General features: G+C 39.8%; 13 protein-coding genes and 2 pseudogenes. 1 reads left to right on the forward strand and 14 read right to left on the reverse strand.

Features of this window, described 5'->3' with window-relative positions; genetic code table 11:
* Positions 1-381: 381 nt before the first annotated feature.
* The 13 genes and pseudogenes from lysS to L1765_RS12015 form a co-directional block, all read right to left on the reverse strand.
* Entirely contained in the window at positions 382-1,881 is a 1,500-nt protein-coding gene (gene lysS, locus L1765_RS11960; RefSeq protein ID WP_236407718.1) for a lysine--tRNA ligase, read from the reverse strand.
* Between the two features lie 20 nt (positions 1,882-1,901).
* Positions 1,902-2,378, reverse strand: a complete 477-nt coding sequence (greA, locus tag L1765_RS11965) for a transcription elongation factor GreA (protein ID WP_236407719.1) — start codon at positions 2,376-2,378, stop codon at positions 1,902-1,904.
* 180 nt (positions 2,379-2,558) lie between these two features.
* Complete coding sequence (gene dusB / locus L1765_RS11970; protein WP_236407754.1) at positions 2,559-3,563, reverse strand: tRNA dihydrouridine synthase DusB; 1,005 nt, start codon at positions 3,561-3,563, stop codon at positions 2,559-2,561.
* Entirely contained in the window at positions 3,535-4,074 is a 540-nt protein-coding gene (gene folK, locus L1765_RS11975; RefSeq protein ID WP_236407720.1) for a 2-amino-4-hydroxy-6-hydroxymethyldihydropteridine diphosphokinase, read from the reverse strand. The genes dusB and folK overlap by 29 nt, the downstream gene beginning before the upstream one ends.
* Positions 4,061-4,426, reverse strand: a complete 366-nt coding sequence (gene folB, locus L1765_RS11980) for a dihydroneopterin aldolase (protein WP_236407721.1) — start codon at positions 4,424-4,426, stop codon at positions 4,061-4,063. Before folB ends, folK begins: the two co-directional genes overlap by 14 nt.
* A 4-nt stretch (positions 4,427-4,430) precedes the next feature.
* Positions 4,431-5,618: a dihydropteroate synthase gene (folP, locus tag L1765_RS11985; protein ID WP_236407722.1), complete on the reverse strand. Its 1,188-nt coding sequence runs from the start codon at positions 5,616-5,618 to the stop codon at positions 4,431-4,433.
* 32 nt (positions 5,619-5,650) lie between these two features.
* Positions 5,651-6,496, reverse strand: coding sequence for an aminotransferase class IV (locus tag L1765_RS11990; protein WP_236407723.1), 846 nt, complete (start codon positions 6,494-6,496; stop codon positions 5,651-5,653).
* A 9-nt stretch (positions 6,497-6,505) separates the two neighbouring features.
* A complete protein-coding gene (pabA, locus tag L1765_RS11995) occupies positions 6,506-7,078 on the reverse strand; it encodes an aminodeoxychorismate/anthranilate synthase component II (protein WP_236407724.1) in 573 nt (190 codons plus the stop codon).
* Positions 7,079-7,084: 6 nt separating this feature from the next.
* Positions 7,085-7,924: pseudogene (locus L1765_RS16270) on the reverse strand (anthranilate synthase component I family protein); the annotation flags it as partial.
* 171 nt (positions 7,925-8,095) lie between these two features.
* Positions 8,096-8,584: pseudogene (locus tag L1765_RS16275) on the reverse strand (hypothetical protein); the annotation flags it as partial.
* Complete coding sequence (locus L1765_RS12005; RefSeq protein WP_236407726.1) at positions 8,568-9,470, reverse strand: peptidyl-prolyl cis-trans isomerase; 903 nt, start codon at positions 9,468-9,470, stop codon at positions 8,568-8,570. The pseudogene L1765_RS16275 and the gene L1765_RS12005, both read right to left, overlap by 17 nt.
* A 13-nt stretch (positions 9,471-9,483) precedes the next feature.
* On the reverse strand, positions 9,484-10,365 hold the full coding sequence (gene hslO / locus L1765_RS12010) for an Hsp33 family molecular chaperone HslO (protein WP_236407727.1): 882 nt from the start codon (positions 10,363-10,365) through the stop codon (positions 9,484-9,486).
* Between the two features lies 1 nt (position 10,366).
* The gene (locus L1765_RS12015; protein WP_236407728.1) at positions 10,367-11,137 is read right to left on the reverse strand and encodes a type III pantothenate kinase; all 771 of its coding nucleotides are present in this window, start codon (positions 11,135-11,137) and stop codon (positions 10,367-10,369) included.
* Positions 11,138-11,383: 246 nt separating this feature from the next.
* Between L1765_RS12015 and L1765_RS12020 the strand changes: the two genes are divergently transcribed.
* The gene (locus L1765_RS12020; RefSeq protein ID WP_236407729.1) at positions 11,384-12,694 is read left to right on the forward strand and encodes a CPBP family glutamic-type intramembrane protease; all 1,311 of its coding nucleotides are present in this window, start codon (positions 11,384-11,386) and stop codon (positions 12,692-12,694) included.
* A 35-nt stretch (positions 12,695-12,729) separates the two neighbouring features.
* Here the strand turns inward: L1765_RS12020 and L1765_RS12025 are convergent, their stop codons facing one another.
* Complete coding sequence (locus L1765_RS12025) at positions 12,730-14,418, reverse strand: formate--tetrahydrofolate ligase (protein WP_236407730.1); 1,689 nt, start codon at positions 14,416-14,418, stop codon at positions 12,730-12,732.
* Between the last annotated feature and the right edge of the window lie 5 nt (positions 14,419-14,423).

The following is a 14,423-nucleotide window of genomic DNA, read 5'->3' on the forward strand; positions in this document are numbered from 1 at the left end:
AAGTTTAATCTGCTCTTCTATCCTTATGAGTCCCTTAGACTCTTCCTTACTCCATTTGAATCTTCAGGGTTCGCTTGGCTTCTGCACTGTTCAGTTTTCAAGGTACATCTTTCTTCCTTCCCTCTTCGCCGCCCCATCGCGGCGACAAGAAATAATATATCATGTTTGATAAGAATTTGCAAGAGGAAATTTTTTGTTTTGAAACTTTATCTTCTCGTTCTTGCCTGCCCCCTTGCAGCGACATGTTGTAATGTATCATTTTTTCATCCGAAAATCAATGGTAATTTCATGTAATTGCAAGGAGTAGCGGTTAGTCATTGAGTATAAAACGTTACCCCGGGAAAAACCCAGGGCAATGTTTATCACTATTTAAAAATCCAATTATGATTCAGTTTTCCTTTCTCTCATCAAAGGAAATAACAATACATCCCTGATTGAGGGAGAGTCCGTTAGCAGCATTACCAGCCTGTCTACTCCGATTCCCAATCCCCCTGTTGGAGGCATCCCATATTCAAGAGATTCTATAAAATCTTCATCCATTTCATGGGCCTCATCATTTCCCATTTCCCTTTCTTCTAGTTGCTTCTCAAATCTGTCACGTTGGTCAATGGGGTCATTAAGCTCGGAAAAGGCATTTGCATGTTCACGGCCAACGATAAACAGTTCAAATCGATCTGTGAAACGGGGATCTTTTTCGTTCTTTTTTGCTAAAGGAGATATTTCTACCGGGTGACCGTATACAAAGGTTGGTTGAATCAGTGTTTCTTCAACAAATTGTTCAAAAAACTCGTTGACGACGTGACCAAAGGTCATATGCTCGGTAATTTCAACGTTATGCTCTTTAGCTAACTGTCGAGCCTCGGCGTCTGTCATTTCTCTACTAAAGTCAATGCCTACCACTTCTTTTATGGCATCTACCATGGAAATCCTTTTCCACGGAGTCTTTAACTCAACCTGATGCCCTTGGTATTCAATCTTTGTTTTTCCAAGAACTTGCAAGGCAATAAATTGGATCATATCTTCAGTCAATCGCATAATATCATGAAAATTTGCATAGGCTTCATAAAGTTCTATCATGGTAAATTCTGGATTATGGCGTGTGGAAACCCCCTCATTCCGATAAACTCTGCCTATTTCGTATACTTTTTCCAGACCGCCAACGATTAATCTTTTAAGATGAAGTTCAATGGCAATTCTCATAAATAATGGCATGTCCAAGGCATTGTGATGAGTAATAAAAGGACGGGCTGCTGCTCCTCCTGCGATGGAATGGAGGGTAGGAGTCTCTACTTCCAAATACCCTCTATCGTCAAGAAATCTTCTCATATTTTGAATTACTTTACTCCTAATGATAAAAGTTTCCTTCACATCAGGATTCATAATAAGATCTAAATACCGCTGCCTATATCGAAGTTCAACATCTTTTAATCCATGAAATTTTTCCGGAAGGGGCCTAAGGGATTTAGTTAACAGTACAAATTGCTCAACCTTTACGCTGGTTTCTCCTCGATTTGTTTTAAAAACTTTCCCCTTGACCCCTACAATATCACCAATATCACACAGTTCAAAAACCCGATAAGACTGATCGCCTACGGTATCCAATCGAACATAAATTTGAATCCGATTTGTTCTGTCTTGAATATGAGCAAAGCCAGCCTTACCATGGCCTCTTTTGGCCATGATACGGCCAGCTATACTCACTTCTACCTCCATTTTGTCCAATTCTTCCTTCTCAATCTGAGCGTATCGATCTAAAATTTCTTGTGCTGATTCTGTTGGTACAAACTTAACTCCAAAGGGATCAACCCCCATTTGTCTGAGTTCGTCCAATTTTTGGCGGCGCACAAGAAGCAGTTCATTTAATTCTACCTCTTGGCTCATGACATCATCTCCTAATTTGCCTATTTTCTTATATCAAGTATTTTATATTGGATCACGCCAGCAGGGACATTAACTTCCACAATCGCTCCCTTTTGTTTATTAAGAATGGCTTTTCCCACAGGAGACTCGTTGGAAATTTTATTATTAAACGGATCGGATTCAGCAGAACCAACAATCGTGTATTCTACCTCATCCCCAAATTCCAAATCCTTTAATTTCACAGTAGATCCTATGCTTACAACATCGGTATGTACATCATCATTTCGAATCACTCTTGCATTTCTTAGTAATTTCTCCAGGGTAATAATTCGGCCTTCAATAAAAGCCTGTTCATTCTTAGCTTCTTCATATTCCGAATTCTCACTAATATCTCCATAACTAATCGCTTCTTTTATCCGTTCAGCAACTTCTTTTCGTTTGACCGATTTTAACTCCTCTAATTCTTCTTCAAGTCTCTTAAGACCATCAGGTGTTAAAATCACTTCTTTTTCTGACATGTTATTCCCCCCGTTTTTAAGGACTTTACCATAGGATTATATGTAAACCATCAAGAGCCTATGTGTAGTAATTAACATTTTATGATTATGAAGAACTGCCAGTGGTGTCACTGGCAGTTGCTCTTGTAGCCTGCTCGATATTATATGGTATCTGTATTCGGTTGTCAACAATTCCTGGATTTAGTGAAGCGTCTTTGGCCGATGAACTTGGTCCATATTTTCTAACTGTTCAACAAAATCCAAAAGAATTCGGGCCATTCCCTCTCTGGTAGTCTGTTCATTTACTTTTTCCCTTACCTGTGCAGCACCCTTTAATCCCTTTATATACCATGCTGCATGCTTTCTCATCTCTAAGACCGCCATTTTTTCCCCCTTTATTTTTATTAAACGATCCATATGAAGAAGAGCAATATTTATTTTTTCCTTTGCTGTAGGTTCCGGAAGCAATTCCCCTTTTGTCAAATAATGAACGGTCCGATACAACATCCATGGGTTGCCTAATGCTGCCCGCCCAATCATCACGCCATCACAGCCGGTATGATCAATTAATCGTTTTGCATCTTCCGGAGAAAATACGTCGCCATTTCCAATAACAGGTATGGATACTGCTTCCTTCACTTCTTTAATAATGTCCCAATTCGCTTTACCGCTATACATCTGTTCTCTCGTTCTGCCGTGTATAGTGACGGCTTGTCCTCCTGCACGCTCTACGGCCCTTGCATTTTCAACAGCAAAGATATGCTGATTATCCCATCCCATCCGCATTTTTACGGTAACCGGTTTATGAACAACCTTGACAACAGCTGATACCATTTCCTCAATTTTTCGGGGATCAAGAAGCCATTTTGCACCTGCATCACATTTGGTGATTTTAGGAACAGGACAACCCATATTAATGTCGATAATATCCGCGTTCGTCTCAGTATCGACAATCTTTGCCGCTTCCACCAGAGAATCCTTGTCTCCACCAAATATCTGTAAGCTTAAGGGTTTTTCCCTTTCATCTACATAAAGCATACGAATAGTTCTTTCATTTCCGTGCAGAATGGCCTTGTCACTTACCATTTCAGCACAGACCAAACCTGTTCCAAATTCCTTAGCAATCAAACGGAATGCAGGGTTACAAACCCCTGCCATCGGTGCCAATACAACATTATTATTTAAAACAATATCTCCGATTTTCATGTTGTTCACCCACAATTTGAATCTCCTTTAACGGGGTAATTCCCCTGATATTGATCGTCTTAGCCAGCTCTTTCACGGACTTCCCTAAGCCGGGAATCATCAGATCAGGATTCAGATCCATTAACGGAATTATCACAAAAGCTCGTTCAATCATTCTCGGATGGGGAATGATTAAATCAGGCCGATTTATTTCTAGTTTATCATATAATAAGATATCTATATCGATCGTTCTCGGCCCCCACTTTAATTTTCTTTCTCTACCTAATGATTTCTCAATGAATAATAATCGGTAAAGCAGTGCTTCAGGTTCCAAATACGTATTTATTTCAATAACCATATTCAGGAAAGGAGGCTGCTCAATATACCCCACTGGTTCTGTTTCATAAACAGAAGATAATTTGGTAACCTCCATCTCATTATTAGAGTTGATAAGTTCCAAAGCTTTTATCAGCTGATCTTCCCTATCTCCAATATTAGCTCCCAACCCCAGATAAGCTTTACACGGTTTCATGACCCCTCCTGATTTGAACTGAAATATAATCTAGATTCCCATCAATAGGCGGGTTAGGTTTAATTACTTCTACATCTACATTCTCAATAGGATAGTGAAATAAAAGCTTTTGGGCTATTCTTTCCGCTAGGGATTCAATCAGCTGATATGTTTCACCCTTCACGATATCCTCTACGACATGATAAATTTCCGCATAATTAACGGTTTCTGACAGATCGTCACTCTTCCCGGCTTTAGATAAATCTAAGGACAAGGTAAGGTTAATGATGTACCTTTGACCTAACTTGTTTTCTTCTGGAAATACACCATGATATGCGAAAAATTGTAACCCTCGTAAGTGAATCTGATCCATTCTATTATCTCCTTATCATCGCATCCGTCATACGACAGACGCGAACCATTTCTTTTACATCATGGACTCTTACAATTTGTGCACCTTTCATGATCCCTACTACAAGGGTGGCGGCTGTCCCTTCTACCCTTTGATCCACAGGAAGATGAAGAGTATTGCCGATCATTGATTTCCTAGAAGTTCCCAGTAAAAGAGGATACCCTAGAGATGAGAAAATTTCCAGACGCCTCATGACTTCAAGGTTGTCCTCATAGGTCTTACCAAACCCTATTCCAGGGTCTACGATAATCTTTTCCTTATGAATTCCAGCTTCCAAAGCCAACTGAATGCTTCTTCGCAAATCCTTTACCATATCATCAATTAGATTGGTGTAATCAGCGGTTTCCCGGTTATGCATCAGGATAATGGGAACATCTAATTGGGCAGCTGTCTTTGCCATACTTAGGTCTGCTTTGCAGCCCCAAACATCATTGATGAGATGAGCTCCAGCTTCAACTGCTTTCCTAGCAACCTCTGCTTTATAAGTATCTATGGAAATGGGAACATCCACCTCCTTGGAAAGAGCCTCAATAACTGGGATGACCCTCCGAACCTCCTCTTCCAAGGGTACTGGGAGGTGTCCAGGTCTTGTTGACTCACCACCTATATCTAGAATGTCTGCCCCCTCTAAAACGAGTTGTTTCCCATGTTGAACGGCTCGTTCCAAATCATCATATTTTCCGCCATCAGAAAAAGAATCCGGCGTTACATTTACAATTCCCATTACAAGCGTTTTTCTTCCAAGTTCAAGAACTTTTCCCCGGCAATCAAGGGATCTTACATCCTTGCCCCTTTCCCTGGACAATAAAAATTCCTCTAATTCCTCAGCCATTCTTTTTAATCCAAAGGGCTGGCTTTTTAATTTCCTTATCACTTCCCTCAATTGCTTCAGAGTAGCGATCAGAATCACATCGGAATGATCCTTCTTCAATGTGGAAACCAGTTTATGGACAACGGCATCTCCACCTTTAGACAACATCTCCTGCTTCAATATATTGGCTTGAATTAAAGATACATTTTGAAGATGAATGAACAAAGACTCAGCTTTTGGAGCCATCAGGTGAATTCCCCCAACATCAGCTCCTATCTCCTTCATGTAATCCATAATATCTAACTGATTTTCTGGAAACAGCTGATATGGGTTATATTTCATCTCAATTCTCCTCACAGAATTCATTTTTATTTTCAAATATTACGATAAGAATTTAAATCATACACATATTTCTTATATTCACCATGCAAAAATGAGCTTAGCGGATGTTTGTCCCATATCCGGTTCTGGATGAAGGAAATCGGCACAATTTCCTGGACGGAATTTGTTATAAACACCTCTTCAGAGGTTTCCAACTCCTCCAACTTATATAATCCTTCCTGAAATGGAATGCCTAGTTTGCGGGCCAAAGCCATTACAAATTTTCGTGTAACACCTGGCAAAATGCCCGTCTCGAGGGATGGGGTATGAAGAATTCCTGATTTCACAAAGAAAATATTGCTGACAATTCCTTCTGCTATATACCCTTCACGAGTCAAAAAAAGTCCTTCCATATGAGGTTGGTTGCCCAGTTCTCTTTTCCCAATTCTATTATTAATAAAGGATGCCTTATATCTTTGATATCCTTCCGGTGTATTTCTAGGTACGTTTAAAGGAATTAACCCTTTTTTGTTACTTCTTGTTTGCTTTAAAGGGGTTGCCATCACAATGACCTGAGGCGAATGATATTCACCGTAAGGAATCCCCAATTCCTCAATTCCTGCAGTGACAGTCACCCGTATATAAGCCTGATTTAATTCATTGGAATAGGCAGTAAACTGGATCATTTCGATAAAATCTTCATCTGTAAATGGACATTTTACACCCAATTCAACAAGGGCAGATGACAATCGTAAATAATGGTCTTTATAAAGAAAAGGAAATCCGTCATACAACCGTAATGTTTCAAAAACGGAAATACCATATAACAAGCCGTGGTCCATTACGGAACAAACGGCTTCATCTCTATTGTACAATTTCCCATTCAGTAAAATCTTCATAAAATTACCCTATTTCTTATAGTTCATTAAGAAATTTTGAAGCAGCTGCTTTCCATAATCTGTAATAATTGATTCAGGGTGAAATTGAACCCCCTCCACCGCTAATTCACGGTGTCTGATTCCCATAATCTCCCCTTGATCAGTCCAAGCACTGATTTCCAATACAGGAGGAAGGGTTTCCCTTCGCACAATAAGGGAATGGTATCTTGTTGCTCGAAAAGGTGAAGGAATTCCATCAAAAATTGTCTTCCCATCATGAAGTATTTCTGATGTTTTTCCATGCATCAATCTGTCAGCACGTACAACCTCTCCCCCAAATACCTGAGCAATAGCTTGATGCCCAAGACAGACCCCAAATATGGGTATTTTCCCGGAAAAATACCGAATTGCTTCAAGACTGATTCCTGCTTCATTAGGAGTACAGGGTCCGGGGGAAATCATGATGAAATCCGGGTCTAATTCTTCTATCTCCGTTAAACGAATTTCATCATTGCGATAAACCTTCAACTCTTCACCAATTTCACCAAGATATTGGACTAAATTATAAGTAAACGAATCGTAATTATCAATCATCAATATCATAGCGGCTCATCCTCCAACCTCAACTCTTCGATTCTCTTCTACGCTCAACTCAACGGCTTTCCATAAAGCTTGTCCTTTTTTTAAGGATTCATAGTACTCCTTCTCCGGCTCAGAGTCAATAACTATTCCCGCTCCTGCTTGGACATGTCCGATGTTATTCTTGGCAATTAAGGTCCGAATGACAATATTCATTTCCATATTCCCATTATAGCCTATCCATCCAATAGATCCTGTATAAATTCCTCTTTTCACTTTTTCTAATTCCTCTATAATTTCCATGGTTCTCACTTTTGGTGCCCCGGTTATGGTCCCTCCCGGAAAAAAAGCCTTGATAATTTCTATATTGGTCTTATCAGGCAATAGGATCCCTTCTACTTGGGAAACAATGTGCATGACATGCGAGTACTCTTCAATCGCCATTAATTCAGTAACCTGCACACTTCCATATCTGGATACCTTTCCTAAATCATTTCTTTCAAGATCAACAAGCATAATATGTTCGGCTCTTTCTTTTTCGTTTTCAATCAATTCTTTAGACAGTATTAAGTCTTCTTCTCTGGAATCCCCACGCCTCCTTGTGCCAGCAATTGGCCTGGTTACAAGCCGGTCTCCTATCCTTCTGACAAGAAGTTCCGGCGATCCACATACCAATTGAAAATCTCCAAAAGAAAGATAACCCATATATGGTGAAGGATTAATTTCTCTTAGTTTACAATATATATCGAAAGGATGCACATCAAGCCTCTGGGAACGTCTTAATGACAAGTTCACTTGAAACACGTCTCCGGCAGAAATATAATTCTGCACCTTTCTTACAGCCTCTTCAAACTCATCCTTTTGAAAGGAGTAGGAGACATCACAAATGGAGTTGCCGGATAATTTGGGTTTCCACAACGGACGCTCCTCTTTTCTTTCCCCATTTACGATTTGCTCAAGGTATTTTAATCTACATTCAGCATCCCTTTTTAATTCCTCTCCAGGTTCAACAGGTAAGGCTACCAAAACCAGTACTTTCTGCTCTTTATGATCTACAATAATCAGCTCATCGGCAACCATGAAATAAAAATCAGGTAATAGCAGATCATCTATCGCTTTATCCTGAATATTTTCAATGTGTTTAACCATATCATAACTGAAATATCCAACTGCCCCACCTGTCCACGGAAGATCATGGGAGCCTTCAGATGAACTCCAATCTTTCATCCAACTTTGTAAAAATGAAAAAGGGTCCCCTATTTTTGTCTGGCTAATCCCATGATGAACTCTTGTGTTTATTTTATTCTTGCCGTAAACAATTTCCCCGCCTCCTTTGCCAATATACGTATAGCGACCGGATTGACCACTTTCTAAAAGGAAAGAATGTGGATAAACCCCTGCCCAGGATTTAAACCAGTAGACTGGATCGATTCCATTTTGGGGGATTACTTCTCTAAGCAGGAGTTCCCACACTTTTTTTGTTCTTTTCACACCATTTCCCCTCACATTCGTGTCACTTACCATTATCATTAATCAATATTTGTGCCTTGGCCTGTTTTCTTAATTGATCCAACACTTGCGGTAAGGATGGAACTTGGGATAAGGCAATTTCTTTTCTGATGGTATCTTTGACTTCATCCAAAGGGATGATCCTTTCCTTTACTTTCTCTGTTACTTTTAAAATGACAAAGCCTTTTTCCACAGGAATTGGTGAACTGATTTCCCCTTCTTTGAGGGAAAAGGCGACCTCTAAAAAGGAAGGATCAAAGTAGGAATCATTTAATGAAATGAAACCTAAATCCCCTCCCTGATTAGCCGTTAAAAGATCCATTGATCTCTCCTTTGCCAAGGTAGAAAAGTCTGTACCCTCTTCCAATTCTCTTATCACCTGTTTTGCTTCTTCTTCAGTCGAGACAACTATCTGCCAGGCATGAACTTTTTCAGGTTCTTGAAACAAATAAAGATTGTTATTGTAGTATTCCTCTATTTCCGGATCAGAAACAACAACATCTTTGGTGGCCAATTTTTCCCACGTTAAATAATAGCGCATATCCTCTTTCAACTGTTCCAAAGTTGTTCCTGATTGCTCCTTTAATGAGTTGAGAAACTGTTCATCATTTTCATATGCCTTTCTCATTTTCTGGATTTCCTGTTCAATTTCCTTGTCAGAGACAGTAATCCCTAATCGATTGGCTTCAGAGAAAACCACTTTTCTGTCGATCATATCCTGAAGAACCTGTTCACCGTAATCTTCTTTTAATTGATTTAGCCACATTAATTCTGTGATGATTTCATCCCCGACTGAAGCAACAGGAACATCCATCTTCTCCTTCCTGTCTGGCAAAAAATATCCGATTGATAAGCCTAAAACAAAAACTAAAAGAATAATAATTCCCCGCATCCATCCGCTCTTCATATGGCTCTCCTCTTTAACAATTTAATTGTTCCAAAAATCTTTCTATCTCTTGCTTTTTAAATACATATTTTTCATTGCAAAATTGACAAATGATCTCTGTTTCTTGTTCATTTTTTATCATGTCATTCAACTCTTCACGGCCCAAGCTAACTAACATATTCTTCACTCTCTCTACAGAGCAGCGACATGAAAAATAAAGGCTTCTTCTCTCTAATATTTTTAGATCATCAGTCAGAATATTCTTTAGCATTTCTTCGGGTGTCAGTCCTTCCTCGATCAGTCGAGATACGGAATCGATTTGTGAAATCCTTTCCTCAATTGAGTCAATGACATGATCATCCGCTTGAGGCATGACTTGGATGATAAAACCGCCTGCGGCTCTTACTGACCCATCGGTCTCAACAATTACCCCTAGTCCTACAGCTGAAGGGGTTTGCTCAGATTTTGCAAAGTAGTAAGTAAAATCTTCTCCCAACTCTCCTGAAACGATTGGAATACTTCCTCTGTATGGCTCCTTTAACCCTAAGTCCTTAATCACATAGATAAAACCTTCTCTTCCCACGGCGCCGGCAACATCTAATTTTCCCTTTTCATTTAGGGGTAAATTCACATGAGGATGATGAACATAACCCCTAACTTCCCCTTTTCCATTTGCGTCAACCACAATATGTCCCAAGGGTCCATTTCCTTTGATCTGGATGGTTAACTGGTCTTTTTCACTTTTTAACATGGCTCCCATCATCGCCCCTGCTGAAATCGCTCTACCCATAGCAGCAGTGGCTGTAGGCCAAGTACCATGCCTCCTTCTTATTTCATCTGCCAGGCGGGTTGAGCGGCATGAATACGCTCTAATCTGTCCTGAATAAGCGGTTGCCTTTATCAAATAATCTGACATCTTATGTCCCCCTGTTTCTTTCAAAAATAATCTGTAATCCTTGAAGGGTTAAGAATGGGTTAATAATATCGATATGTTTTGATTCCTTTGCAATTAATTCTGCCAAGCCTCCTGTAGCAACAACAGTTGGCTCGGACATGCTTATTTCTTTCATTCTGCCCACAATTCCATCTACCTGTCCAACAAACCCATAGAAAATCCCCGATTGCATCGCGGTGATTGTGTTCCTACCTACCACACTGGGTGGCTTCGCCAGTTCTATGCGGGGCAGTTTGGCCGCTTTGCTGTACAATGCTTCAGTGGAAATCTGTATTCCAGGAGCGATGGCAGATCCCATCAAATGTCCTTCTTCATTCACATAACAGAAGGTAGTAGCTGTACCGAAATCAACAATAATGAGCGGTGTCCCATAAAGTTGAATCGCTGCAACAGCATTGACGATTCGGTCGGCACCCACCTCCCTTGGATTTTCTGTTTTTATGTTTAATCCTGTTTTTATTCCGGGTCCGACAATCATTGGTTTTTGATTAAAATATTTCTCCGACATCCGTTCCAAAGCAAACATAAGGGGGGGAACTACCGATGAAATGACAATTCCTTTTATTTCCCCAACAAACAGCCCGGCATCATGGAACAGATTTTTTACAATAATCCCGTATTCATCCTCTGTTTGATTCCGATTAGTTGCGATTCGCCAATGGTGCTCCAAATCCCCCCCTTTATATACACCAATTACAATATTTGTATTTCCTACATCCATTACAAGCAACATATTCTGTCCCTGCCTTAATATTTTTTCTGAAATTACCATTATATATAAGTTAAACTACATCTTAATATTTTTCAATTTGATTTAATAAGTAGGTTATTCCTTAACTAGAAGGATTTTGTCGGGATTTGCCGAAAACAATAGTTATCCTGCTTAGTAGAAAGGAAAGGAATAATGAAACGGTTTTTTAGTAATCCTTACTCATACTCATACGTTCTATTGGTATTACTTTTGTTATCAGGATTTTTCATGGTTTTTCTTATGACCACCGATGAAACCTTTAGCGGTGAGATGGATCAAATTCTTCAATTGAAGGAAGCATATACCTTTACCACTTGGGAACCACCCTTGTTTAATTATTTGTCCGTAAAATGGGAGCAAGGGGGACTGGTATTACCTAGCTACTCACAAAAAGGTGACTTTCGCGGAATCCTGATAATAGGGGAAGGAGAATTAACCTTCAATCCGCCAAACGAAAAAAACCCATTAAAAACATCTATCTCCTCGGCATATTTTCCTTTAAATGAAAATAGTTGGGATCACTTGAAAGTTGAACTGAAACAAACCGCAAGTATACTCCCTGATAAAGTAAGAAATAAGGCAAACGACATGTTAAAGGACCGGAAGCTTCTCTATTTTTCAATCTATCTTTTTGGGTACCAAAGAAACTATATCCCTGCGGATAAAGAAGGATTAGCTTTATTTCATGATAATCAAGGGCTATGGGTTAAGTACCAGGAATATGACACCATTAAATTTCAGAAAAAAGGTGAAAAGGTGATCTCATATGATAATCCTTTAAAAGCAAATCCCTTTCCCAAAAACGTTATTATCAGCAAAGTAACTATTATAACAACTATTTTCTTTTTCATGATTTTGCTTCTTACCCTGATGCTCACGGTGGAAATATTCCCCTACCGAAAATGGGAATTTATTTCAAACGAGAGCCATCATCCTTCTAACCTTTATCTTTTTAGTATTTTTGTGTTATTTGCTGTCAGCCAAATAATCTTGAAGGACAATTTCCATTGGTATGGATATACCATTAATCTTAGCTTATTTTTACTAGCCGTGATACCCTATTTATCCCAAAGGAACGGATGGAAATACATCGGTTTTTCCTTCTACCATCCATTGAAGCAGATAGTTGTTGTCCTTAGCTTATCCATCATCTTTCAAATGGCAGGTTCTCTTCAATGGCCAAAAGAAATGAGCCTCCCTCCATGGGGAATGTTCTTCTGGCAGTTTCTCAAAACCTATTTCTTTATTGCTCTCATTCAAGAATTATACTGGAGGATTGTCGTTCAAAATACACTGGAGCGTTTACTAAACAAATGGTGGGCTCTTTTTATCACCACTTTCTTCATATCGGTGATTCAATTTACAGTAAATACATTTGAGGGAATGATGTCCTCTACTGAATTATACCTTCAATCATTTCTCATTGCCCCTGCAGGATTTTTTGTAATCGGCTTATTATTTATACGAACGAGAAGCATCCTTTCCACTTCCTTGCTTGCCTCACTCCTTATTTTATTGCCAAAGTGGCTCCAATATTAAACCCCCTGATGAGCAGGGGGTTTAATATTGAATAACTAAAACAATCCCTTGATTGTTCCGTTTTCATCGATATCCATAGTAAGGGCAGCGGGTCGTTTAGGCAGTCCAGGCATCGTCATGATATCCCCGGTTAATGCCACAAGAAAACCAGCTCCCAAAGATGGTCTTAATTCACGAATCGTAATATCAAATCCATGGGGACGGCCCAGCAGTGCCGGATCATCAGATAAAGAATATTGGGTCTTGGCCATACAAATCGGCAGCTTATCCCATCCCCATTGGGTGAACTCCCTTAACTGTTTCTCTGCTTGGGCAGTAAATTTGACACCTGAAGCCCCGTAAACTTTTTTGGCGATGATCTCAATTTTTTCTCGAATAGATAGATCAAGGTCATATAAAGGCCGGTAAGAATTTTCCTTTTCCAGCTGTTTCAGCACCAAATGGGCCAACTCTTCACCGCCAGCTCCGCCCTTTGCCCATACATCAGATAAGCCCAAAGGAATATTTTCTTCCTTACACCAACTGGAAAATGCTTCAACCTCTGACTGGGTATCAGTAGCAAATTTATTTAATGCAACAACATAGGGTAGTTGAAACTGTTTAATAGTATCAATATGTTTTAACAAATTAGCAAACCCTGACCGTAAAGCATGCATATTAGATTGGGTCAATTCTGATTTTGGAATTCCGCCGTGCATCTTTAGAGCCCTTAACGTAGCAACAATGACAACACAACCCGGTTTTAGATCTCCATATCTGGAAACAATATTTAAAAATTTTTCAGCTCCAAGATCAGCTCCAAAGCCTGCTTCTGTAACTACAATTTCTCCCAATTTTAAAGCCATTTTAGTTGCAATTAAACTGTTGGTTCCATGGGCAATGTTTGCAAAGGGTCCTCCATGAATAAAAGCAGGGGTGTTTTCCAATGTTTGTACCAAATTGGGTTTAACAGCATCTTTTAGCAATAGTGCTAACGCTCCCTGCGCACCAAGTTGGCCTACGGTAACCGGCTCTTTTCCATAGGTATATCCGATGACCATTTTGGCTAACCTTCCCTTGAGATCCTGCAAACCCGAAGATAAACATAACACCGCCATAATTTCGGAAGCAACGGTAATATCAAATCCGTCTTCCCTTGGAATACCCTGAACAGGGCCCCCTAGCCCAATGACAATATTTCTGAGGGCACGGTCATTGATATCCAATACTCTTTTCCAAATGACCCTTCTCGGATCAATATTTAATTGGTTCCCCTGATGTATATGATTATCGATAAGTGCGGATAACAAATTATGGGCTGTCGTAATGGCGTGAATATCGCCGGTAAAATGAAGATTAATATCTTCCATAGGAACAACCTGGGAATAGCCTCCTCCAGCAGCTCCGCCTTTAATCCCGAAGTTAGGGCCCAGTGAAGGCTCCCTTAAGGCAATAATAGCTTTTTTTTTCAACCGACTGAATGCCTGCCCAAGCCCAACTGTAACAGTAGATTTCCCCTCACCCGCAGGGGTTGGATTAATAGCCGTCACTAGCACCAGTTTTCCATCCTTTACTTCTTTTAAGCGATCAAAGATAGTTAAATTGATTTTTGCCTTATACTTCCCATATAACTCCAGTTCATCATCTTGTATTCCTAAATCACTGGCAATTTGGGCGATGGGCTTCATCTCAGCCCTTTGAGCTATAACAATATCCTCTTCAACCTCAGGTGTCACGGTTTGCATGAATG

It is taken from the genome of Microaerobacter geothermalis (assembly GCF_021608135.1).
GTDB lineage: Bacteria > Bacillota > Bacilli > DSM-22679 > DSM-22679 > Microaerobacter > Microaerobacter geothermalis.

Excerpts from the sequence above, each read along its gene's own strand:
- L1765_RS12025 (WP_236407730.1), bottom strand. The coding sequence starts at position 14,418 with ATGCAAACCGTGACACCTGAGGTTGAAGAGGATATTGTTATAGCTCAA.
- L1765_RS11990 (WP_236407723.1), bottom strand. The coding sequence starts at position 6,496 with ATGAAGATTTTACTGAATGGGAAATTGTACAATAGAGATGAAGCCGTT.
- folK (WP_236407720.1), bottom strand. The coding sequence starts at position 4,074 with ATGAAACCGTGTAAAGCTTATCTGGGGTTGGGAGCTAATATTGGAGAT.
- folB (WP_236407721.1), bottom strand. The coding sequence starts at position 4,426 with ATGGATCAGATTCACTTACGAGGGTTACAATTTTTCGCATATCATGGT.
- folP (WP_236407722.1), bottom strand. The coding sequence starts at position 5,618 with ATGAAATATAACCCATATCAGCTGTTTCCAGAAAATCAGTTAGATATT.
- pabA (WP_236407724.1), bottom strand. The coding sequence starts at position 7,078 with ATGATATTGATGATTGATAATTACGATTCGTTTACTTATAATTTAGTC.
- dusB (WP_236407754.1), bottom strand. The coding sequence starts at position 3,563 with ATGAAAATCGGAGATATTGTTTTAAATAATAATGTTGTATTGGCACCG.
- greA (WP_236407719.1), bottom strand. The coding sequence starts at position 2,378 with ATGTCAGAAAAAGAAGTGATTTTAACACCTGATGGTCTTAAGAGACTT.
- hslO (WP_236407727.1), bottom strand. The coding sequence starts at position 10,365 with ATGTCAGATTATTTGATAAAGGCAACCGCTTATTCAGGACAGATTAGA.
- L1765_RS12005 (WP_236407726.1), bottom strand. The coding sequence starts at position 9,470 with ATGAAGAGCGGATGGATGCGGGGAATTATTATTCTTTTAGTTTTTGTT.
- lysS (WP_236407718.1), bottom strand. The coding sequence starts at position 1,881 with ATGAGCCAAGAGGTAGAATTAAATGAACTGCTTCTTGTGCGCCGCCAA.
- L1765_RS12020 (WP_236407729.1), top strand. The coding sequence starts at position 11,384 with ATGGTTTTTCTTATGACCACCGATGAAACCTTTAGCGGTGAGATGGAT.
- L1765_RS12015 (WP_236407728.1), bottom strand. The coding sequence starts at position 11,137 with ATGTTGCTTGTAATGGATGTAGGAAATACAAATATTGTAATTGGTGTA.